This is a genomic window from Pseudomonas putida (assembly GCF_028682455.1).
Taxonomy (GTDB): domain Bacteria; phylum Pseudomonadota; class Gammaproteobacteria; order Pseudomonadales; family Pseudomonadaceae; genus Aquipseudomonas; species Aquipseudomonas putida_AA.
The window spans coordinates 1224228-1243584 of record NZ_JANHLD010000002.1 but is presented as its reverse complement, the minus strand read 5'-3'; the positions used below and the strand labels follow the sequence as shown (position 1 = coordinate 1243584).

Below are 19357 nucleotides of genomic sequence, written 5' to 3'. Positions count from 1 at the left end.
CGGCGGAAAAAGGGTAGGATGCTACGTAAAATCAAGGACGCAGACCAGCGCAAATGGAGGTGCAAACCGATGAAATACATCGTGGTGGAACGGTAGGGGCCTTGGCGGTGGTGCGGTGACAGGCTTGCCCTGCGACTCAGTGATCTCATCAGAGTCCTACCGATTTAGAGGATGAGTCCTACATTCATCTTTCGTCCTTCTTGTTAGCGTTTTCGGAATTTGACGCGTACCCAGGCCTGACCGGTTCGGGGTCGCGTTTTTTTCGGGCTCCGCTAAAGGACAAGCCTATGTTCGCATCGGCCAACACCGCGCATTTCGAGCTGCAAATCCCCGCTGTACGTCACGACTTCAAGGTGCTGGCCTTTGCAGGCAGTGAAACCATCAGCGGTTTGTATGCGATCGAGGTTGAACTGGTCAGCGAGTACCGCGATGTCAAGTTGGAGGGCCTGCTCGGCCAACCCGCATTTCTACGTTTTGGCCTCGACGGCGAAGGCCTGCACGGGCATATCGAAGAGGTGGAGGCGGGCGAACCCGGCACCCGCCTGACGCGTTATCAACTGGTCCTGGTACCGGCGCTGCACTACCTGCAGTTCAGTCACGACCAGCGGATTTTCCAGCAGCAGAGCGTGCCGCAGATCATCACCCAGGTTCTCCAGGGGCAGGGTATCCAGGCCGATGCGTTCGTCTTCAAGGTCGACCCCCGTCCCCCACGCGAGTACTGCACGCAGTACGGCGAAAGCAATTTCGACTTCGTACGCCGGCTGTGCGCCGAAGAGGGTATCGCCTGGCACCACCAGCACAGCCCGGACGGCCACCTGCTGGTGTTCACCAACCACCCGATGTATTTCCCCTGCCTAGGCACAACGCCCTACCAGCAAGACACCGCCATGGTCGCCGACCATCCGGTGGTCAGCCAGTTTTCCCAGCGCTTGAGCACCCGCACCAGCGCGGTGAGCCGACGCGACTATGACTTCAAGCGCCCCAGGCTGCTGCTGCAAAGCCAGGCAAACAGTGCCTTCTTCCCGCGGCTTGAAGACTACCGCTACCCGTTGTTGCAAGCGTCGCGAAAGCACGGCGAGCAATTGGCCAACGAGGCGCTGGAGCGCCACCGCAGCGACTACCTGGTGAGCGAAGGCAACAGCGACCAGCCTGCGCTGCGCAGCGGCCACTATTTCGACCTGAGCGAACATCCGCGCCCGTCGTGCAACGCGCGCTGGCTATTGCTCAGCGTCAGCCACGAAGGTAAACAGCCGCAAGTGCTCGAGGAGTCCACCCCCAGCGACCGCCCGGCAGCCGACGGCTTCACCCAGGGCTACCGCAACCACTTCAGCGCCATCCCCTGGGACGTGTTCTACCGCCCCCCGCTGGTCACCCGGCAGTCGCCGCTGGTGGCCCAGACGGCGCGGGTTTGCGGGCCGGCTGGCGAGGAGATCTTCTGTGACGAGTACGGCCGGGTAAAAGTCGAGTTTCCCTGGGACCGCGCCGGGCTTGGCAGCGACAAGAGCAGTTGCTGGCTGCGGGTGTCCTCCGCTTGGGCCGGCGAGCAGTTTGGCGCGGTGACCGTGCCGCGGGTGGGCATGGAAGTGCTGGTGACCTTCCTTGAGGGCGACCCGGACCGGCCGCTGATTACCGGTTGCGTACCCAACAAGGTCAACGCGGTGCCGTACCCGTTGCCGGCGAACAAGACCAAAACCGTGTTGCGCAGCCAAAGCTCGCCCGCCAATGGTGGCTACAACGAGTTGATGATCGAGGACCGCAGCGGCCAGGAACTGATCGCCTTGCATGCCCAGCGCGACATGCAGCAAACCATCACCCACGACAGCCGCCTGGACGTCGGCAACGAGCGCCGCGAAACCATCAAGGGCAACAGCATCGCGGTGCTGGAAGCCGAAGAGCAACGCACGGTAACCGGCGATCGCAAGGTCGAACTCAAGGCCAGCGACTATCTGCACGTCTCCAACAGTAGCCATACCCGGGTCGGGCAAACGTTGGTGGTCGAAGCCGGCCAGCAGGTGCACTTCAAGGCAGGGGCCAGCCTGGTCCTCGATGCCGGTGCCAGCATTAGCTTGACAGCGGGTGGCCAGCATCTGGTGATCGGGCCTGGCGGTGTCTTGACCAGCGTGCCGGTTCAAATCGGCGGCGCGCCCGAAGTGGGCGCCGCACTGCTGAAGAATCTGCCGGGTGGCCAGGCAACCTGCGTGCAGGCTCAGGTGCCATTGCTACCCTCTGCGCAACGTATCGCCAACCAGGGCAAGCACCCTATCTGCACCGTTTGCAGCACTGCTGCACAGCCGGGTGGGCCAGGCGATGAATGAGTCGTTCGCGTTGCCCGATGCTCTACCGTGGGGGATGCCGGCCTACCTGTTGCTCGATGGGGTGAGCATGCCAGGCTTGGCGCAGCAACTGCACCGTTGGGGCAATGCCCCGTATTGCCTGTACTGGAGTACACGCTGGCAAGAAATTTCCGATATTTCGCCTTATCTGGTCGCACTGGAGGGGCCGGATGACCCCCTGCTGGCGCACCTGGTGGCGCATGCCGGGCAAGAGTGGGGTTATCTGCTGTTCAGTGAGGCCGACGCCCATGCCCTCTGCGGCCATTGGCGCCGCCTGCTCAGCGTCGAACATCTGCATGGCGGTGAAGTCATGTTGCGCATCGCCGACCCTGCGGTAATGCATCCCCTGTTCAGCCTCGCCGCGCAAGCCGGCAGCGCCCGCTGGTTCGGTCCGCTGGCGAGGGTCTGCCTGCCGGATGGTGCAGCGGCCACCTGGACCTGCCTCGAGCGTCCCGACCCGGCCATCGCAGAGCCCGCGGCCTACCGCTTGACCGAGCAAGAGCTCACGGCGCTGGGCGAGGTGGAGTTTCGTAATTTCGTTTTGCGCCTGGGTGAACACATGCACGCTTATTTTCCAGAGTTCATGGCCAGGTTCGCTGCGCACGAATGGCGGCCGTACGTGCAAAAAATTGCCGACAAGGCGTACCAGCGAGGCTTTTGCTCGGAGCAGGAAATCACCCTGTTCGCGAACGTATTCGGCTATTTGGCCGGGCAGCCGGTGAGCGACTTCCCCGAGATCGTTCAACTGCTCAGCGAACCGACCTCCAATTCGCCATTGAGCCGCGTGCTACGCGCTGCCGAACTCGCCGAACACCAGGCTACCGATCGACAAGGACGCCCATGACCACCCCAATCCCCCATGTCAGCGCCAATACCGCAGCCCAGGCCAAAAACGCCAAGGACGTGCGCTCCCCCCTGGGCGTCTGCCCGCTGATGAAAACCCACCTGCAATTGCTGCCGCTGCGCTACGGCCTGGTCGAACAACCGGACCCGGCGGGCGAATTGTCCATGCCTTTTTCACTCAAGAGCCAGCCACTGGGCATTCGCCTGCTGCGCGATGGCTACCTGTACATCATCAACGCCAGCAAAGGTGTATTGCACGAGTACCGTATCGAGAACGGCCAGATCACCAAGCTGCTGTGGCACGGGCAGGAGGTTTCGAGCGACACGCGCACCACCGCGGTCGGCGAGCCGCACCTGGTGTTCAATCGCAAGCACACCCTGTACGCCAGCTACTGTGAACTTCAGTGGACGGCCTTCAAATGCGCGCAGGTACTCGGCTCCAGCGACCAGCGCCAACGCCTGATGCAGCGCGTCGACCTTCAGCAGGTCTGCCCCGAGAAAGGCGGCGCCCACCTGCTGAGCAAAGCGCAGGCCGACAAATGGCTGGCGGAAGTTGCGAAGAGCGCCTTGTCGACCGCCCCTGGTGGCTCCAACCCGCTGCCCGACGGCACCGACCCTGAAGAACACATGCCCTACCACTGGGAACATCAACCGTTGTTCGGCGCTACGGCCATCGAAGCGCTCACCAGCAAAGTGCAGGGCCCCTACAAGGACGACTACCTGTTCCTGGTACTGCACGATGACATCGGCGTCATGCGTGACCTGGCCGCCGCCCAATTGAAAGTGGCGCACTGGCTAGGGCAGTGGAGTGCCGATGATACCCGCCAGGTCCAGTACCTGAGCGGTAGCTACATCCAGTCCCTGTACGAGGTGACCGGCGCACAGCTCGAGGCAATGAGCGAAACCGACAAAGACATCCAGGCGTTGCTGGACGACACCAGCGACCAGCAGCAGGCGGCCATTGAAAAGTACCTGAAAGTGCGCCGCGATTGCCCCGATCCGGGCCGCTTCGGTAGCGAGGCGCAATGGCGGGAAGCGGCCCAATACAACGTGTTCGCCAAAGTCTATGTCGGCATGAAGGATGCTTTGGGCGATCAGCTTTACCAAAAGCACCAACACACCCTCAACACCCTCAATCTGCACAGTCACCAGGTGCTGAACGGGGCGGCACTGGGCGAGCGGGGCATCGACCACCTGATCGACCGGGCCGCGATGGAAACCTTCGTCAGCGCGCAGCAAACCCTGCTCAGCCACTGGCATACGCGCCTGCGCAACATTCGCGAAGACCGGCTCAAGCTGTTTACCGGGGGGCACTTTCACCGCGCGGCCTGGTATTACGACTTCACGCTCGATGCGCAGATCCAGCACCGCCTCGAAACCGAATTCATGTGTGTGGCGGCGATGTGTGCCGACCGCGAGGCCACTGAAAAACTCGCCGCCTACCTGGAAGCGAACCTGCTGACCGTGGTGCCGGGGCTCGACACCCTGGCCCTGGCTGAACACGCCGACGTCACGAAAAAACTGGTGGACCTGAGCCAGCTCACCGTCAAGGCGTTCGAAGCCCCGGAAAACCTCGGCAACGTCAGTGTGCTGAGCAACCAGTTTCATACCCTGATGACCCAGCGCCTGCCCAATTACGCCAGGCTCAGTAGCCAGTTCATGGGGTTGCAGAGCATGTTGGAGCAAGCCTATAACCCGGCGCACCAACTGGAGGCGGCGGATCAACTCGAAAAGGCTCACGACACCTTCAAGCGGGGGCAAAGCGTCGACCCCAATGACTTCATTCGGCATATCGGCGCACCGGCTAGGCTGCAGCTGTTGCGTGGTTTTTCCCGCGAGGGCCTGACCTTGCGCGCAGCCTCGGCAACAGAAATTGCGGCGTTCAACAACGCCCGCGAGCAGTCGATGGAACTGCGTCGTCAACTCAAGCAACTCTACAAGTTACGCAGGACATCACTGGGAAGGCAACACATTGGCGTCGAAATGCCGGGCAACGAGGAGGTTTACAACCGGCACATCGCCCAGTTGAAAAGCGCACTCGTTCCCCTCGAAGAACGCCTCACCGGCGCCTTGACCACCGGTGGCCACACCCCGGCGCAGATCGGAACGGTGATCGAGGGGATGGACTGGAACTTGCGGGTGGAGATGAGCAATGCTGCGCGAGACTTTCGGGCGACGGGGACTTTTACCAAGCCGCTGTCGGTAGCGGTGCAATCGAAGGCGGATGGGATTGCGTTTGCGTTGTTTGTTATTCAGGGGCGGAAGTTTATTGAGGCGATGAGTGCAGTTGATGAAAAGGGTACTCGTTCTAAAGGCGAATGGTGGGCAATTCTTGACTCGTTTGTGGGGATGTCGGCGGCTGGATTTGCAGCGGTACAAGGGTTGTCAGTCACTCTCTTTCAAGCTCATCTTGGGCAGATGCAAAGTGCCGCCGGTAAGTTGAATGCGATGAGTCGCTTGGGAAGCTGGAGCGGCATTGCTGGGCTTGGCGCTTTCGGTTTTGGTGCTCTGGCGGCGACAATCGGCTTCGGTAAACATTCCCAGCAATGGGGTGAAGCCTTGGCCGCAGGCAATTACAAAGCGCTGGGCGCCACGACCCTGCAAATTACCGGCGACGGAGTGCTGGCTGGCACCAGCACCTGGGCCGCGAAACACACGGGTTCGATCGTCAAGACGGTCATGAGGGCTCCGACCGAACTACGAGCCCTGGCGTGGGCCGAAGCCAGTCCGCGACTGCTTGGCATCGCCGCGCACGCCAACCTGATTGGTCTGATCGGCACGGCCCTGCAACTGACGGGTGAGGGACTGTACAACTTCTTCCACCGAACCCCCTTGCAAGACTGGATGCACACCAGCGCCTGGGGTAAACGCTCCAGTCGGCGCAGCCTGCAGGACGAGTGGAGTGCGCTCGCCAAGATTACGCAACAACCGACGTGCGAGCTGGTTCGCGATGACAACAAAACCTATCTGAAACTGGTGCTGCCCGGCGTCAGCACCCATGAAATGGACAGTCGCCAGGTGCAGTTGCTGGCCTATCAACAGGGGCGTTACAGCAGAATTTTCGAGCCTTATAACTCCAGGCTGCGACCGCTGGAGTGGCGGGAAAGCACTGCCCCCTGGGCCACGAGTCTCGTCGTCGCCAGTGAAGGGCGCGAAGCGCTGACGCTGCACCTGCCCATTGATAACTACTTTCACGAGCAGCCCTTTGCCTTGGCGCTCACCATCGCCTATCAACTGGATGCCGAATACAGAGTGATCCACCCAACCTGTTTCGTGCTGCGTAATCTGTACGTCATCCCGGTGCGTGGGGGGCAAATCAAGGTACAGGGTTCCTTCAAAGTCGACGCCGTCGACAGCATGCCGGTCAAAACCGGCCAGGCCTCTTTCTGGTTGATCAAGAAAGACGAGTTGGTGTCGCCTTGATGTTCAAGAACGTGTTCAAACGCAAAAATAAGTTAGCCACCGAGCCCGGCCCGGATCTGCGCAGCCAACGGCCCCGCGCCGGTGAAATTCGCGTCGGCGGGTTGAGTGAAACCTTGTTCTTGTCGCCCTTGCCGGTTTACACCGGCCAGGCACAGTCTTCCCGCCGTAATTTTTCGGAGATGAACGATACCTATCTGGAGTTGGGCGGTAATAATCGGGGCATGGTGCAGCAGGGAAAGATGTTGGCGGCCGCGATCTGGATGGTATTGGTTACCGCATTTGTAGTGCCAGTTCTTATCTCTATCTGGCTCGCTGTTGGTAGCCCTCCGGAAATCGATATAAGGTTCTTCGATATTGTGGGGGAGGGAGTGCAAGTATTTGCCACCGGTGCATTTTTTCTTATTATTCCGTTTGGTGCCTACCTTTACGGCATGATCTCCAGCGTCTACGAAGACGCCAAAACCTACCCCGTGCGTTTCAACCGCCAACGCCGCGAAGTCTGTTACGTCGATCCCAAGACCCACCGCGTATTGATCGTGCCCTGGGAAAGTGTGGTGGCCTGGGTTTCCTCTAGCCAGGGCATCACCAGTTACGGCGCTACCCGCCAGTACACCCTGGGCATGGGCCTGGAGGATAACGAGCACGACACCGTGCAATTCCTGCTGCTACCACAACCCAGCGATACCCACTCGCTGGGTATGTGGACATCGATTCGCAACTACATGGAAGAGGGCCAATTGGTGGATGCGCCGAACCCGCTGCTCGCCGCAATGGGGCTTATTCCAACCGGAGACCGGCTCAAGCCCTATGAAGGGCTGCACACCTTTGAAATCGAACGCGAAGACATGCGCAGCCGGTGCCATATGGATGACTGTGGTGCCCAGCTTTCCGCCAAGGAGCGAGCAAGATTCGGCTATCCGAAACGAAGTCCGTGGCCCTTGCGCTTCTGGTACCTGCGCCGCGTGCTGGTGTTCTGGAAAATGCCCTACATGATTGCCGAATGGGGCCATCGCAAGGGCCGCCCGACGTTCCCCGAACAGGTGCAAGCCTGGTCCCAACCGCTGCCGCCGGAGCAGTGGGCCAGGCCGAGTGCGGCCTTGGTGAAAGCCAACCAACAGGTCAAGCACGCCATGGACAAAAACGGCTCGACCTTCGTCGAGGCCTGCAAGGCGGCGGGATTGCATTGATGGCGGCTGACGATGTTTAGGAATGTATTCAAACGCAAAAATAAGGTAGCCACCGAGCCCGGCCCGGATCTGCGCAGCCAACGGCCCCGCGCCGGTGAAATTCGCGTCGGCGGGTTGACCGAAACCTTGTTCTTGTCGCCCTTGCCGGTTTACACCGGCCAGGCACAGTCTTCCCGCCGTAATTTTTCGGAGATGAACGATACCTATCTGGAGTTGGGCGGTAATAATCGGGGCATGGTTGAGCAGGGGAAAATACTGGGAGCCACGCTCTGGATGGTGTTGTTTTTTGCATTTGTGGTGCCAGTTCTTATTTCTATCTGGCTCGCTATTGGTAACCCTCCAGAAACCGATCTTAGGTTCTTCGATATTGTGGGGGAGGCCGTGCAAGTATTTGCCCTTGGTTCGCTCTCATTTGCACTCCCGATCGGTGCCTACCTCTACGGCATGATCTCCAGCGTCTACGAAGACGCCAAAACCTACCCCGTGCGTTTCAACCGCCAGCGCCGCGAAGTCTGCTACGTCGATCCCAAGACCCACCGCGTATTGATCGTGCCCTGGGAAAGTGTGGTGGCCTGGGTTTCCTCTAGCCAGGGCATCACCAGTTACGGCGCTACCCGCCAGTACACCCTGGGCATGGGCCTGGAGGATAACGAGCACGACACCGTGCAATTCCTGCTGCTACCACAACCCAGCGATGCCCACTCGCTGGGTATGTGGACATCGATCCGCAACTACATGGAAGAGGGCCAATTGGTGGATGCGCCGAACCCGCTGCTCGCTGCAATGGGGCTTATTCCAACCGGAGACCGGCTCAAGCCCTATGAAGGGCTGCACACCTTTGAAATCGAACGCGAAGACGCGCGCGCCATGGGCTCGCTGGATGATGGTGGAGACCATTTGACCGACGAGCAGCGGGAGCGTTATGGGTACACCAAACGCTCTTACTGGCCCTTGCGCTTCTGGTACCTGCGCCGCGTGCTGGTGTTCTGGAAAATGCCCTACATGATTGCCGAATGGGGCCATCGCAAGGGCCGCCCGACGTTCCCCGAACAGGTGCAAGCCTGGTCCCAACCGCTGCCGCCGGAGCAGTGGGCCAGGCCGAGTGCGGCCTTGGTGAAAGCCAACCAACAGGTCAAGCACGCCATGGACAAAAACGGCTCGACCTTCGTCGAGGCCTGCAAGGCGGCGGGATTGCATTGATGGCGGATGATGGTTGTCAAAGCGTTAGCTGAAAGGGCAGCGATAGCCCGATCAGCCCATCGCCGCCAGCATCAACTCCAGGTTCTGCACGGCTGCCCCGGAAGCCCCCTTGCCCAGGTTGTCGAACACCGCCGTCAACAGCACCTGCCCCTGGTTGGCAAACACCGCCAGGCGCAGGTCGTTGCTGTCGTTCAGTGCCTGCGGGTCGAGCTGGGTGGTACTGCCACCTGTTTCCAGCGCCGCCACCTGTACATGACGGGCGCCGTGGTAGTGCTGCTCCAGGCACGCCTGCAGCTGCCCGGCGGCTACGCCGTCGGGCAACAGCCGCTCTTGCAGGGCGATGGTCAGCACGATGCCCTGGCGGTAGCTGCCATAGCTGGGCACGAACACCGGCCGCTGCGACAGGCCGGCGTGCTGCTGGATCTCCGGCACGTGCTTGTGGTCCAGGTTGAGCCCATACACCAGCAAGCTGTGCGCTGCTTGCGCCCCGGCGGCTTCATGGCGCTCCACCGCCGCACGCCCGCCACCGGAATAGCCCGATACGGCATTGATGGTCAGCGGGTAATCGGCAGGCAGCAGCCCCGCACTCACCAGGGGCTGCAACAGGGCGATGGCGCCGGTGGGGTAGCAGCCCGGGTTGCTCACCCGCTTGGCCTGGGCGATACGCTCGGCCTGTTCCTCGTTCAGCTCCGGCAAGCCATACACCCACCCCGGCGTAGTGCGATGGGCGGAACTTGCATCGATCACCCGTACATTCGGGTTGACGATGGCGCCGACCGCTTCGCGTGCGGCGTCGTCGGGCAGGCACAGGATGGCCACGTCGGCGCTGTTGATCGCTTCGGCGCGGCGCACCGGGTCCTTGCGTTCGGCCGCTGGCAGGGTGAGCAGGCGCAGGTCGCCGCGACCGTTCAAGCGGGCATGGATTTGCAGGCCGGTGGTGCCTTGGTCGCCATCGATGAAAACAACGGGCTGGTGCATGGGGTACTCAACGAATCAGGTCAGGGAAGTGCCTATGCTCGCGCCGATCTGGACGAAAGAAAATTTGAATATCATGATGCTGACATTCATCAAATCTGAATGATCACACCCCATGCGTGAAATCAGTCTCGACCGCCTGCGCACCCTTGTGGTGATCGCCGACCTGGGTTCGTTCGCCCAAGCGGCCCGTGCCCTCAACCTCGCCCCGCCCACGGTGAGCCTGCACATTGCCGACCTCGAGGCGCGCATCGGTGCGCCGCTGCTGTCGCGCCGGCGTGGGCAGATCCATCCCACCGCCATTGGGGAAACCCTGCTCGAGCGTGCCCGGCGCTTGCTGGCCGACGCCGAACAGGCACTCGATGAGGTGCAACGCCAGGTCCAGGGCCTGAGCGGCCGGGTGCGCCTGGGCGCGTCGACCGGTGCCATCGCCCATTTGCTGCCGCAAGCGTTGGACACCCTCGGCGTGCGCCACCCGGGCATCGACGTCCAGGTGCAGGTACTGACCTCGCGTGAATCCCTGGCCCGCCTGCAGGACGGCACCCTCGACCTGGGGCTGGTGGCCTTGCCGCAGGCGGCGGCCAAGGGCGTGCAGATCCGGCCGTGGCGCCGCGATCCGATCATGGCGTTCGTGCCGACGAGTTGGGCGCCGCCTGCGCGTGTCACCCCGGCCTGGCTGGCCGGCCGTGCCCTGATCCTCAACGACAGCACTACCCAGTTGTCGCGGGTGACCGGTGAATGGTTCGCCACGGCCGGCCTGCAGCCGCAGGCGCGTATCCAGCTCAACTACAACGATGCAATCAAGAGCCTGGTGGCGGCTGGCTATGGCGCTACCTTGCTGCCCCACGAAGCCAGTTCGCCGGAGCCCGACCCGCGCCTGTGCATGCGCCCGCTACGGCCGGGGCTGTGGCGTCACCTGGGTATCGCCAGCCGTGAAGGGCAGGTGGAGCAGAGCACCCGGCATGTGCTGCAGGTGCTGGTGGAGTTGGCAGGGCAGGCCTAGACCAACTTTATCCGCGTGCCCGGTTGCACGGCCGCCGGGTCGAGCCGTTCGAGCACAAAGGCCTCGGCCTTGCGCTGCAATTGGTCCAGGTGCCGGTCGCGCTGCTTCTCGGCATCGACCATGGCCCGCTTGCCGTGTTGTTGCAGCAGGTAGGTATGAATCTGCCGCACCTCCAGGGTGCGATAGATCGGCGCTACATCCACCATAGCCACCTGGCCGTTGCTGGCGTGGTCGCGGGTGTTCATCAATACCTGCGGCCCTCGCACGCCAATCACCTGAAAGCCCAGCGCCTCGAAGCACGCCACCTTGCCCACTGCGCACGCCAGTTCCGCATGGGGAAAGCGTGCGGTCATCTGCTCCAGCATGGCTCGGGCGATGCCCTGGCGGCGGTAGTCCTGGTCCACGGCCAGGTATGCCAGGGTGCAGGCCTCGGGGTCACCCTGTACCGGCAGGTAGAGGGCAAAGCCGGTGACGGTCTGCGGCTCGTCCCGGTCGGTGGCGACGATCAGCTCGACCCTCAGTTCGCCAGCGGCCTTCATTGCCTCGATGTACAGGTGAACCTCGAAGCCGATGCCGTACTGGTACAGGTTGTACAGCGGGTTGCTCGGGGTGATGCCGACGGCGCTGATGTCGGTCAGGTTATCGACCACCAACTGCAGGACCTGGCTTTTGATCGCCTCCTCGGGCGGGGCGACAAAGTGGTGGATGACGGGCATCGGGGCAAACTCCAAACAGTAGAAAGGCCGGTGATTGGGCACCGGGTGCCAGTCTACAGGTCTGCGCGGGGGCCTGCTCGCGACCTTCCATCCCGTGCCGGCGCAATTGCGCTGAACTTCAGCTCGCGGCCGTCCTCATCTGCTAAACAGGGCACTTTCGCCCGGCAACCCGAGACGGCCGTCATGAAAATACATTACCTGCCTGGCCTGCTGTGCAGCCTGATACTGCTCCAAGGCTGCTTTGACCGACCCGATCACGCTGCAGCCGACGCGGACCAGAGCAAGCCGTCGTTGCAGATGCACAAGTCCGATGTGCCGGCCCCGGATCCACAACCGGGCCCCGAGCCAAAACCGCAACCCAATCCCGATCAGGACAACTGAAGGCAGGAGTGTGCCATGACTGCGTTGACTGCCTCGCCCGAGCACCCTCCGATTGCCTGGACTGCCCAGTCGCCCATGCAACAGCGTTACCACACCTTGCTCCAGGGCTGGCCGGGCGAGGGCCTGGATTGGCTGCAGAGCCAGTTGCAACTGGCCGACACCCTGCCTGACGATTTGCCCGACGACCCTGCCCAGCTGGCGTCGTGGTCGGCCTACCGCGCCAGCGAAGTGGCTCGCTGTTACGCCGCCTACCTGGCTGGGCGCAAGGCCGGCGCAACACGCCGCTATTTCAGCAACCGCGCCCATGCCCTGTACTTTCTCCAGCACGTGGCGCCGACCAAGGCGGTGGATGGTGCCTGGTTGGCCGGCACCTTGCGCCACTGGCCAGACCCACGCTTCCATGGCCTGATCCGCACCTACCTTGAAGAGCTTGGCGACGGTGACCCGGCCTGCAACCACGTATTGATCTTCCAGCGCCTGCTCAGCGAGCTGGGTTGCCACGAGCCTTTGGCCCTGGGTGCCGATCGTTACCTGCAAGGTTGTGTGCAACTGACCCTGGGCCTGAACACCGAAGCGCTGTTGCCTGAAGTGCTCGGCTACAACCTGGGTTACGAGCAACCGCCGCTGCACTTGTTGATTACGGCCTATGAACTCGACGAGCTTGGCATCGACCCCCAGTACTTTCGCCTGCACCTGACCATCGACAACGCCAGCAGCGGGCATGCCTGCAAGGCGCTTCACGCGCTGCAGCAATTGTGGCCCGGGCAAGGCAGTACCCCGTTCTACCAGCGCGTATCGCGCGGTTACCGGCTCAACGACCTGGGGCCGGGGGCGCTGGCGATCATCGACAGCTTCGACCTTGAAGCCGAACTGCTCGCCGCCCTGGAGCGCAAGCGCAGTTTTGGCCAGCACATGCACTCCGATTACTGCCGCTTTGAAGGGCGCACCGTCAACCAGTGGCTGGCCGAGACCAACTTGTTGTCGGGGTTCCTGGCGGTGTTGCAGCGCAAGGGTTGGATCAAGCGCCATCAGGATCCTGCGCACAGTCGCTTCTGGCAGCTGATCGACGGGCCGGCTGCGGTCATGTTCGGTGTGTTCAGCCCCTATGAGAAGCAACTGCTGCACGACTGGATTGCCGGCAATTGGACGCCTGCGGGCAAGCCCGGACGGGCCGCGATCATCAAGGCCGAACCTGCCGTGGACGCGCAACTCGAAGATGAGCTCGACGCCTTGCTCCAGAGCCTGCCAGCGCACACCCGCATCGAACAGTTGGTCGAGGAGATGAACGGCAACCGCCACGCCTTGCCCCGTGGCTTGTGGGCAACGCGACGCTTTGCACGGATGACCGGCCTGGACCATTGAGCCTGGACCGCCAAGGAGCACGGGATGCAATTGAGCGAGAAACAACGCCACGCCGACGAGGCCTTGCTGCAACTGGGGCGCCGGCTGCAGGCCGACGGGTATCGGTTCACCTGTGTCACCCCGCTGACCCAGGCGCGCAACAACGCCCGGCCGGGTGCCGAGCAGGCGCGTACCCTGCGCGATATCTTCGGCTGGAACCGGCCCTTCGATGCCTCGCTGCTGTCGCCCGACGAACTGGGGCAATTGCAGCGGGCCCAGCTGGTGGAGCGCCAGGGTGAGCGGTTGCGCAGCCGGATACGTTGGTCGAGCCTGGATGACGTGCTGTTCGCGCATTCAAGCTTCCCCACCGACAGCGTCGATGCGGTGTTCTTCGGCCCGGACAGCTATCGCTTTGCCCAGCTGATTCAAACGCACCTGCAAGACAGCGTGGCGCCCATAAACCATGCCGTGGACATCGGCTGCGGCGCAGGTGTAGGGGCGGTGCTGATCGCCAGGGCGCGCCGGCATGCCCAGGTCAGTGCCCTGGACATCAACGACCAGGCCCTGCGCATGACGGCCATCAACGTCGCGCTGGCCGGCCTGGCCAATGTCTCGGTGGAGCACAGCGATGTGCTGCAAGGCGTCACTGGCCAATTCGACCTGATCGTGGCCAATCCACCCTACATGCTTGATGCCGGCGAACGGGCCTACCGTCACGGCGGCGGTGCACTGGGCGAGCAGCTGTCGCTGCGAATTGTCGAAGAGGCGTTGCCGCGCCTCGCGCCCGGCGGCACCTTGTTGCTATACACCGGCGTGGCGATGGTCGAAGGCCGTGATCCGTTTCTGGCAGCCTTGCACGCACCGCTCGCCGATACCCGTTGGGCCTGGCGCTACCAGGAGCTTGACCCGGATGTGTTCGGCGAGCAGTTGCTCGAACCGGGGTACCAGCAGGTCGAACGCATTGCCGCGGTGGCGCTGAGCGTCAGTCGCCGATGAACAGCGCCTGCACCTTTGGCATCGAGGAGGAATACCTGCTGGTAAGCCTGGACAGCGGTCGCGTGCTGGCCAGGCCGACGTCGGCTGTCATCGACCTGTGTCGCCAGGTACTCGGCGCCCACTTTGCCCAGGAGATGTTCCAGAGCCAGATCGAAGTCGCCTCGCCTGTATTCGGCAGCCTGGCCCAGGCAGGCGAGTTCCTGGGCCAGAGCCGGCAGCGATTGTTGCAGGTGCTGGCGGGGGAAGGCGTGGGGGTGATCGCGGTGGGCAGCCACCCGATGGGGGGTTGGCGCCAGCAGTTGCCTGCCGACGAGGCGCATTTTCGTCAATTGTTCGAGGACTACCAGCAGGTGGCCCGGCGCAGCCTGTTGTGCGGCCTGCATGTGCATGTGGGGGTGGCGCCGGGGCACGACCGGATCAAACTGATCAACCAACTGCTGCCATGGATACCGCTGTTGTTGCTGCTGAGTGCCTCGTCGCCGTTCTGGGAAGGCCAGCCCACCGGCTACCAGAGCTACCGCCAGGTGGCGTGCGGGGAGTGGCCGCACATGGGCCTGCCGCAACGGCTGGGCGACTGGCAGGCCTACGAGCGCTACCTGGCGCTGCTCAAACGCACCGGTTCGCTGCGCGAGGGCAATGATTGCTGGTGGACGATTCGCCCGTCGCGCCATTACCCGACGGTAGAGCTGCGCATCGCCGATGCCTGCCCGCGGCTGGAGGATGCCTTGTGCATAGCGGGGCTGTTTCGTTGCATGGTCGAGCACTACCTGCACACTCCCGAGCCCACTCCGTTGACCCGTGAGCAGTACTGGATCGCCGAGCAGAACTACTGGCGGGCCATGCGCCATGGCCGCCACGGGCAGTACATCTGCCTGGGCAACCAGGGGCAGGGCAGCGCCCTGCAATGGCTGGCGCAGGCCCGGGCACGCTTCGAGGTGAGGCCGTGTGACAGCGAGCGCAGTTTTGACCGGGCCGAGGCGATCTTGCGTGACGGCACCGGTGCCGACCAGCAATTGGCGGACCATGCGCGCTGCCAGCAACGGCCCGAGCAGGCCTTGCTGGCAGTGGTGAAGGGGTTGCTTGAGCAGATGTCTGAGGCGCGCCTGTAGCAGCCGGCATTGTCGATGGCCGACCGCAAGGCGGCCGTTATCCTGACTGCGCTTCAGGCCTTTTTTTCTTCTGCAGGCTTTTCATGCGCTGGTTGGCCCGTTGCACCGCAGCCATTTTTTCTGGCCGCTTCATCCGCTTCCACTGGCGGATGTCGTCCTTGCTGCGACCGCAGCTCAGGCATAGGTCGCCGCTGAGCTGGCACACGGCAATGCACGGGTTTTCGATGTCCTTGGCCATGGCTCAACCTCGCGGGGTATACAGGCGTGCAAGGCGCTGGGACCAGTCGCCGCCATTGGCGCGTTGGCACTGTTGTTCGCAGTCAAAGTGCACCAACGTGTCGACCCGCTTCAGGGTCAGGCCGCAGGCCTGCAAGGCCATGGCGGTGAGCTCGACCATGGTGCGGTCCTGGCCGCCGGCCAGGGCGCGATCCTGATCTGCCTGGGTCTCGAACACCCAGATCACCTTGAGGCTGGCGGGAAAGCGTGCGTAGTCGACCACGTGCGTCAGCCAGGAAAACCCGATGATCTGCGCCTTGGCCGTCTCGCAGGCGTCGGTCAGGGTCGCCACCAGGCGTCGCTCGATCTGCGCTTGTTCGCGTTTGTTCAGCTGCATGATGGGCAATCCTTGAATCATTCGTGGAGCAAATGCGGGCGCATCATACGCGAACGCGCGGCGTGAGCCAGGGGACGTTTGGCCTGCTTTAATGAATCAGGCTTGTTTCCCGTCCCATTCGACAGAGTGCGCAACCATGGAACGTCTGACCGCCAAAGACTTTGCCCCGGAACTGCTCGAACTCTACGACTATTACGCCCATGGCCGGATCGACCGCCGCGAGTTTCTCGACCGGGCGGCGGCATTCGCCTTTGCCGGCATGACCGCTGGCGCCTTGCTGGCATCGCTGAGCCCCAACTACGCGCTGGCCGAGCAGGTGTCGTTCACCGACCCGGACATCATCGCCGACTACGTCATGTATCCCTCGCCCAAGGGCCACGGCCAGGTCCGCGGTTACCTGGTGCGTCCGGCCAAGGCCCAGGGCAAGGTGCCCGGGGTCGTGGTGGTGCATGAGAACCGTGGCCTGAACCCCTACATCGAAGACGTCGCCCGGCGCCTGGCCAAGGCCGGGTTCGTGGCCTTGGCGCCCGATGGCCTGACGTCGGTGGGTGGCTACCCCGGCAATGACGACAAGGGCCGCGCGCTGCAAGAGAAGGTCAATCCGGAAAAGCTCATGAATGACTTTTTCGCGGCCATCGAGTGGCTGATGAAGCAGGACATCACCACCGCAAAGGTTGGCATCACCGGTTTCTGCTATGGCGGCGGGGTGGCCAATGCCGCTGCCGTGGCCTATCCCGAACTGGGCGCGGCGGTACCGTTTTATGGTCGCCAGGCAGATGCCAAGGACGTGCCGAAAATCAAGGCGCCCTTGCTGTTGCACTACGGCGAACTGGACACCCGCATCAACGAGGGCTGGCCCGCCTACGAGCAGGCGCTCAAGGCCGCGGGCAAGACCTACGAGGCCTATTTCTACCCGGGCGCCAACCATGGCTTTCACAACGACTCCACACCGCGCTATGACGAAGCGGCGGCGAACCTGGCCTGGGAGCGCACCCTGGCCTGGTTCCGGCGCTATCTGGCATAGCCGGATAAGGCACATATCCTGATACAAGTGCCGGTTTGCCAAGTCATCAATGCCCTGTTTGCATGCCAGATCTTTCAGCAAGCCACGTAAGGAAACAGGCGATGAAAATAATGGTGGTGGGTGCCAGCAAAGGATTGGGCAGGGCATTGATCGAGGGCCTGGGCACAGATGGCGATACCTTGATCGGCGTATCGCGCAGCCAGCCTGACGGGCTGTTGCCGCGAGCAGGCGTACAGGTGCAGTGGGTCGAGGCCGACCTGGCCCATCCGCGCGACGCCGCGCAGCGTCTGGAGCAGGTGGTGGCCGGGCAGGGCCTCGATACGCTGATCTACAACCTGGGTATCTGGGAAGCGCAGGCCTTCTCACCGGCGTATGACTTTCAGGAAGATGACGACGGGCAAATCGAGGCCATTGTCAGCTGCAACATCACTGCACCGCTGCTGCTGATCAAGCGCTTGCTGCCAACCCTCCTGCAAAGCAGCCGCCCGCGCATCATCCTCACCGGTTCAACCTCGGGCCTGAGCCAGAGCGGCCGGCCGGAGGTTACCTTCGGCGCCTCCAAGTTCGCCCTGCGTGGCATGGCCGATGCCTTGCGCGAAGGCTATCGCGAGCAGCAACTGGGGGTGACCTGCCTGAACCTTGGCTACCTGAACACCGACGACGCGCTGGCGACCCCGCGCGAACTGGCCGCGCAGCGAGGCGAAGGGCAGTTGATCCCGGTGCATGACGTGGTCCAGGTCGTGCGCATGGCCCTGAGCCTGTCGGCGGCCAGCTTCGTCAAGGAGCTGACTTTGCCGGCCATAGGTGACGAGCGGTTCTAACCCGTAGGAACGGGTTTGCCCCGCGATCGCTAACCCAGGCGCCAGCCGATTTGCAGGCTGTACCGGCCGCTCGCGGGGCAAGCCCTTTGCTACACGCGATAGCCATGCTTGCCTGCATGCATGGCCGTACGCCCCAGCAATGCCACCGAGCCCAGCAATGGCAAGCTCACCAGTACCAGGGCATAGCGCAAGGACTGCTCGGCGAACTGCGCCACCAGCAGATCACTGAAAAAACCCGTCAACAGTGGCCCGATGCCTACGCCGAGCAAGGTGCTGACAATGGTCTGCAAGGCCATTGCGGTACCCCGGCGGCTGGCGGGCACCAGTTGGGTCACCAGGTTGTACGAAGGCGCTACCCACCACACCACGAAGAAGCTGTACAACGCGCACCAGAGCATGGCCACGGGGATGGGCACGCCCGCGAAGTGGGTCAGCACGCCCGCCGGCCACAGCAGGTAAATGATCAGGGCTGCCAGGGCGATCAGGTTACCCAGCACGGGGATGAGGATCTGCCAGTGCGGGCTGCGGTGGCTCAGGCGGTCGTTGAGCCAGCCGGCGAACATCCCGCCGATGCCGGCCGCTACGCCGCAGATGACCCCGGCCAGCATGCCGGCGTGCTGCAGCGACAGGTCATGGGAGCGGATCAGGAAACTGGTGTTCCACATGCCGATGGCATAGGAGCTCAAGGTGGTCAGCCCACCGGCCAGGATCAGGCAACGGTAAGCGGGCAGGGCCCAGAGCTTGCGCGCCTCACTGCCCAGGCCTTGTACGGGAGGAGTAGGGGCGCTGCTGGTCAGGTCCCAGCGACCACGCAAGGGGTCTCGCACCAGCGCCAGCAACGCGCAAAACAGTAGCGCCGGCACACCCAGGGCGATGAACGCGCTGCGCCAGCCATAGTGCTCGACCACCCAGGCGCCGATGCTCAAGCCGATGATCGAGGAAAAGGTCGGCGCAGCGGTAAAGCAGCTGATGGCGAACGAGCGCCGCTGCGGCGGGTACAGGTCGGCGATCAGCGACAGCGATGCCGAGGTAGTCGGCGACTCGCTCATCGCCACCAGCATGCGCGCAATCGCCAGCACCAGAAAGCTGCCGGCCAGGCCGCAGGCCATGGTGGCCAGCGCCCACAGCAGGCACGACACGGCCAGCAGCCGGGTGCGCGGCAGTCGGTCGACCAAGCGCCCGGCCGGCAGGCCGAGTACGGCGTACACGGCGGCAAAGGCCAGGCCCGAGATCAGCCCCATGGCGGTATCGCCGACACCGAATTCGGCCTTGATCGGGTCGATCATCACTGCCAGGATCTGCCGGCCGACAAAGTTGTCGGCGAACACCATCGCCAACAACAGCAGCAGGCCGTGGCTGCGCCAGCCGACAGCGCTGGCCGTCGGCATGCCC

General features: G+C 63.0%; 17 protein-coding genes. 12 read left to right on the top strand and 5 right to left on the bottom strand.

Annotated features, from left to right (window positions below):
• Positions 1–287: 287 nt before the first annotated feature.
• The 5 genes from NPS58_RS16180 to NPS58_RS16160 are packed head-to-tail and all read left to right on the top strand — an operon-like array spanning position 288 to position 8986.
• Complete coding sequence (locus tag NPS58_RS16180) at positions 288–2315, top strand: type VI secretion system tip protein VgrG (protein WP_274116359.1); 2028 nt, start codon at positions 288–290, stop codon at positions 2313–2315.
• The gene (locus tag NPS58_RS16175) at positions 2308–3177 is read left to right on the top strand and encodes a DUF4123 domain-containing protein (RefSeq protein ID WP_274116358.1); all 870 of its coding nucleotides are present in this window, start codon (positions 2308–2310) and stop codon (positions 3175–3177) included. The genes NPS58_RS16180 and NPS58_RS16175 overlap by 8 nt, the downstream gene beginning before the upstream one ends.
• Complete coding sequence (locus NPS58_RS16170) at positions 3174–6599, top strand: toxin VasX (protein ID WP_274116357.1); 3426 nt, start codon at positions 3174–3176, stop codon at positions 6597–6599. The genes NPS58_RS16175 and NPS58_RS16170 overlap by 4 nt, the downstream gene beginning before the upstream one ends.
• Complete coding sequence (locus tag NPS58_RS16165; RefSeq protein WP_274116356.1) at positions 6599–7786, top strand: DUF6708 domain-containing protein; 1188 nt, start codon at positions 6599–6601, stop codon at positions 7784–7786. Before NPS58_RS16170 ends, NPS58_RS16165 begins: the two co-directional genes overlap by 1 nt.
• Positions 7787–7798: 12 nt before the next feature.
• A complete protein-coding gene (locus tag NPS58_RS16160; RefSeq protein WP_274116355.1) occupies positions 7799–8986 on the top strand; it encodes a DUF6708 domain-containing protein in 1188 nt (395 codons plus the stop codon).
• A 51-nt stretch (positions 8987–9037) separates the two neighbouring features.
• On the opposite strand, the gene argC is transcribed toward NPS58_RS16160, so the two are convergent.
• Positions 9038–9964 (bottom strand): N-acetyl-gamma-glutamyl-phosphate reductase, encoded by a 927-nt coding sequence (gene argC, locus NPS58_RS16155; RefSeq protein ID WP_274116354.1) that lies wholly within the window; start codon positions 9962–9964, stop codon positions 9038–9040.
• A gap of 112 nt (positions 9965–10076) precedes the next feature.
• Here argC and NPS58_RS16150 point away from each other — a divergent pair, with 112 nt between their 5' ends.
• Entirely contained in the window at positions 10077–10964 is an 888-nt protein-coding gene (locus NPS58_RS16150) for a LysR family transcriptional regulator (RefSeq protein ID WP_274116353.1), read from the top strand.
• Here NPS58_RS16150 and NPS58_RS16145 read toward each other — a convergent pair.
• Entirely contained in the window at positions 10961–11680 is a 720-nt protein-coding gene (locus NPS58_RS16145) for a GNAT family N-acetyltransferase (RefSeq protein ID WP_274116352.1), read from the bottom strand. The two genes, NPS58_RS16150 and NPS58_RS16145, sit on opposite strands and share 4 nt — an antisense overlap.
• Positions 11681–11863: 183 nt before the next feature.
• Between NPS58_RS16145 and NPS58_RS16140 the strand changes: the two genes are divergently transcribed.
• The 4 genes from NPS58_RS16140 to NPS58_RS16125 are packed head-to-tail and all read left to right on the top strand — an operon-like array spanning position 11864 to position 15507.
• Entirely contained in the window at positions 11864–12061 is a 198-nt protein-coding gene (locus NPS58_RS16140; RefSeq protein ID WP_274116351.1) for a hypothetical protein, read from the top strand.
• A 15-nt stretch (positions 12062–12076) separates the two neighbouring features.
• Positions 12077–13423 carry an iron-containing redox enzyme family protein gene (locus NPS58_RS16135; protein WP_274116350.1) on the top strand — a complete coding sequence of 449 codons (1347 nt, stop codon included), beginning with the start codon at positions 12077–12079 and terminating at the stop codon, positions 13421–13423.
• 24 nt (positions 13424–13447) lie between these two features.
• Positions 13448–14398, top strand: coding sequence for a class I SAM-dependent methyltransferase (locus NPS58_RS16130; RefSeq protein ID WP_274116349.1), 951 nt, complete (start codon positions 13448–13450; stop codon positions 14396–14398).
• Positions 14395–15507: a carboxylate-amine ligase gene (locus NPS58_RS16125; RefSeq protein ID WP_274116348.1), complete on the top strand. Its 1113-nt coding sequence runs from the start codon at positions 14395–14397 to the stop codon at positions 15505–15507. Before NPS58_RS16130 ends, NPS58_RS16125 begins: the two co-directional genes overlap by 4 nt.
• 37 nt (positions 15508–15544) lie before the next feature.
• On the opposite strand, the gene NPS58_RS16120 is transcribed toward NPS58_RS16125, so the two are convergent.
• Together NPS58_RS16120 and NPS58_RS16115 are read right to left on the bottom strand one after the other, a co-directional pair.
• A complete protein-coding gene (locus NPS58_RS16120) occupies positions 15545–15745 on the bottom strand; it encodes a DUF1289 domain-containing protein (RefSeq protein WP_274116347.1) in 201 nt (66 codons plus the stop codon).
• A 3-nt stretch (positions 15746–15748) separates the two neighbouring features.
• Positions 15749–16120, bottom strand: coding sequence for a hypothetical protein (locus NPS58_RS16115; RefSeq protein WP_274116346.1), 372 nt, complete (start codon positions 16118–16120; stop codon positions 15749–15751).
• Between the two features lie 136 nt (positions 16121–16256).
• Here NPS58_RS16115 and yghX point away from each other — a divergent pair, with 136 nt between their 5' ends.
• Positions 16257–17144, top strand: a complete 888-nt coding sequence (yghX, locus tag NPS58_RS16110; protein WP_274116345.1) for a YghX family hydrolase — start codon at positions 16257–16259, stop codon at positions 17142–17144.
• Between the two features lie 101 nt (positions 17145–17245).
• On the top strand, positions 17246–17965 hold the full coding sequence (locus NPS58_RS16105) for an SDR family NAD(P)-dependent oxidoreductase (RefSeq protein WP_274116344.1): 720 nt from the start codon (positions 17246–17248) through the stop codon (positions 17963–17965).
• A gap of 89 nt (positions 17966–18054) precedes the next feature.
• Here NPS58_RS16105 and NPS58_RS16100 read toward each other — a convergent pair whose 3' ends face one another.
• Positions 18055–19353: a spinster family MFS transporter gene (locus NPS58_RS16100; protein ID WP_274116343.1), complete on the bottom strand. Its 1299-nt coding sequence runs from the start codon at positions 19351–19353 to the stop codon at positions 18055–18057.
• Between the last annotated feature and the right edge of the window lie 4 nt (positions 19354–19357).

Bases quoted from the DNA above. Each gene is read 5' to 3' on its own strand.
- NPS58_RS16180 (WP_274116359.1), top strand. From the start codon at position 288: ATGTTCGCATCGGCCAACACCGCGCATTTCGAGCTGCAAATCCCCGCT.
- NPS58_RS16175 (WP_274116358.1), top strand. From the start codon at position 2,308: ATGAATGAGTCGTTCGCGTTGCCCGATGCTCTACCGTGGGGGATGCCG.
- NPS58_RS16170 (WP_274116357.1), top strand. From the start codon at position 3,174: ATGACCACCCCAATCCCCCATGTCAGCGCCAATACCGCAGCCCAGGCC.
- NPS58_RS16165 (WP_274116356.1), top strand. From the start codon at position 6,599: ATGTTCAAGAACGTGTTCAAACGCAAAAATAAGTTAGCCACCGAGCCC.
- NPS58_RS16160 (WP_274116355.1), top strand. From the start codon at position 7,799: ATGTTTAGGAATGTATTCAAACGCAAAAATAAGGTAGCCACCGAGCCC.
- argC (WP_274116354.1), bottom strand. From the start codon at position 9,964: ATGCACCAGCCCGTTGTTTTCATCGATGGCGACCAAGGCACCACCGGC.
- NPS58_RS16150 (WP_274116353.1), top strand. From the start codon at position 10,077: ATGCGTGAAATCAGTCTCGACCGCCTGCGCACCCTTGTGGTGATCGCC.
- NPS58_RS16145 (WP_274116352.1), bottom strand. From the start codon at position 11,680: ATGCCCGTCATCCACCACTTTGTCGCCCCGCCCGAGGAGGCGATCAAA.
- NPS58_RS16140 (WP_274116351.1), top strand. From the start codon at position 11,864: ATGAAAATACATTACCTGCCTGGCCTGCTGTGCAGCCTGATACTGCTC.
- NPS58_RS16135 (WP_274116350.1), top strand. From the start codon at position 12,077: ATGACTGCGTTGACTGCCTCGCCCGAGCACCCTCCGATTGCCTGGACT.
- NPS58_RS16130 (WP_274116349.1), top strand. From the start codon at position 13,448: ATGCAATTGAGCGAGAAACAACGCCACGCCGACGAGGCCTTGCTGCAA.
- NPS58_RS16125 (WP_274116348.1), top strand. From the start codon at position 14,395: ATGAACAGCGCCTGCACCTTTGGCATCGAGGAGGAATACCTGCTGGTA.
- NPS58_RS16120 (WP_274116347.1), bottom strand. From the start codon at position 15,745: ATGGCCAAGGACATCGAAAACCCGTGCATTGCCGTGTGCCAGCTCAGC.
- NPS58_RS16115 (WP_274116346.1), bottom strand. From the start codon at position 16,120: ATGCAGCTGAACAAACGCGAACAAGCGCAGATCGAGCGACGCCTGGTG.
- yghX (WP_274116345.1), top strand. From the start codon at position 16,257: ATGGAACGTCTGACCGCCAAAGACTTTGCCCCGGAACTGCTCGAACTC.
- NPS58_RS16105 (WP_274116344.1), top strand. From the start codon at position 17,246: ATGAAAATAATGGTGGTGGGTGCCAGCAAAGGATTGGGCAGGGCATTG.
- NPS58_RS16100 (WP_274116343.1), bottom strand. From the start codon at position 19,353: ATGCCGACGGCCAGCGCTGTCGGCTGGCGCAGCCACGGCCTGCTGCTG.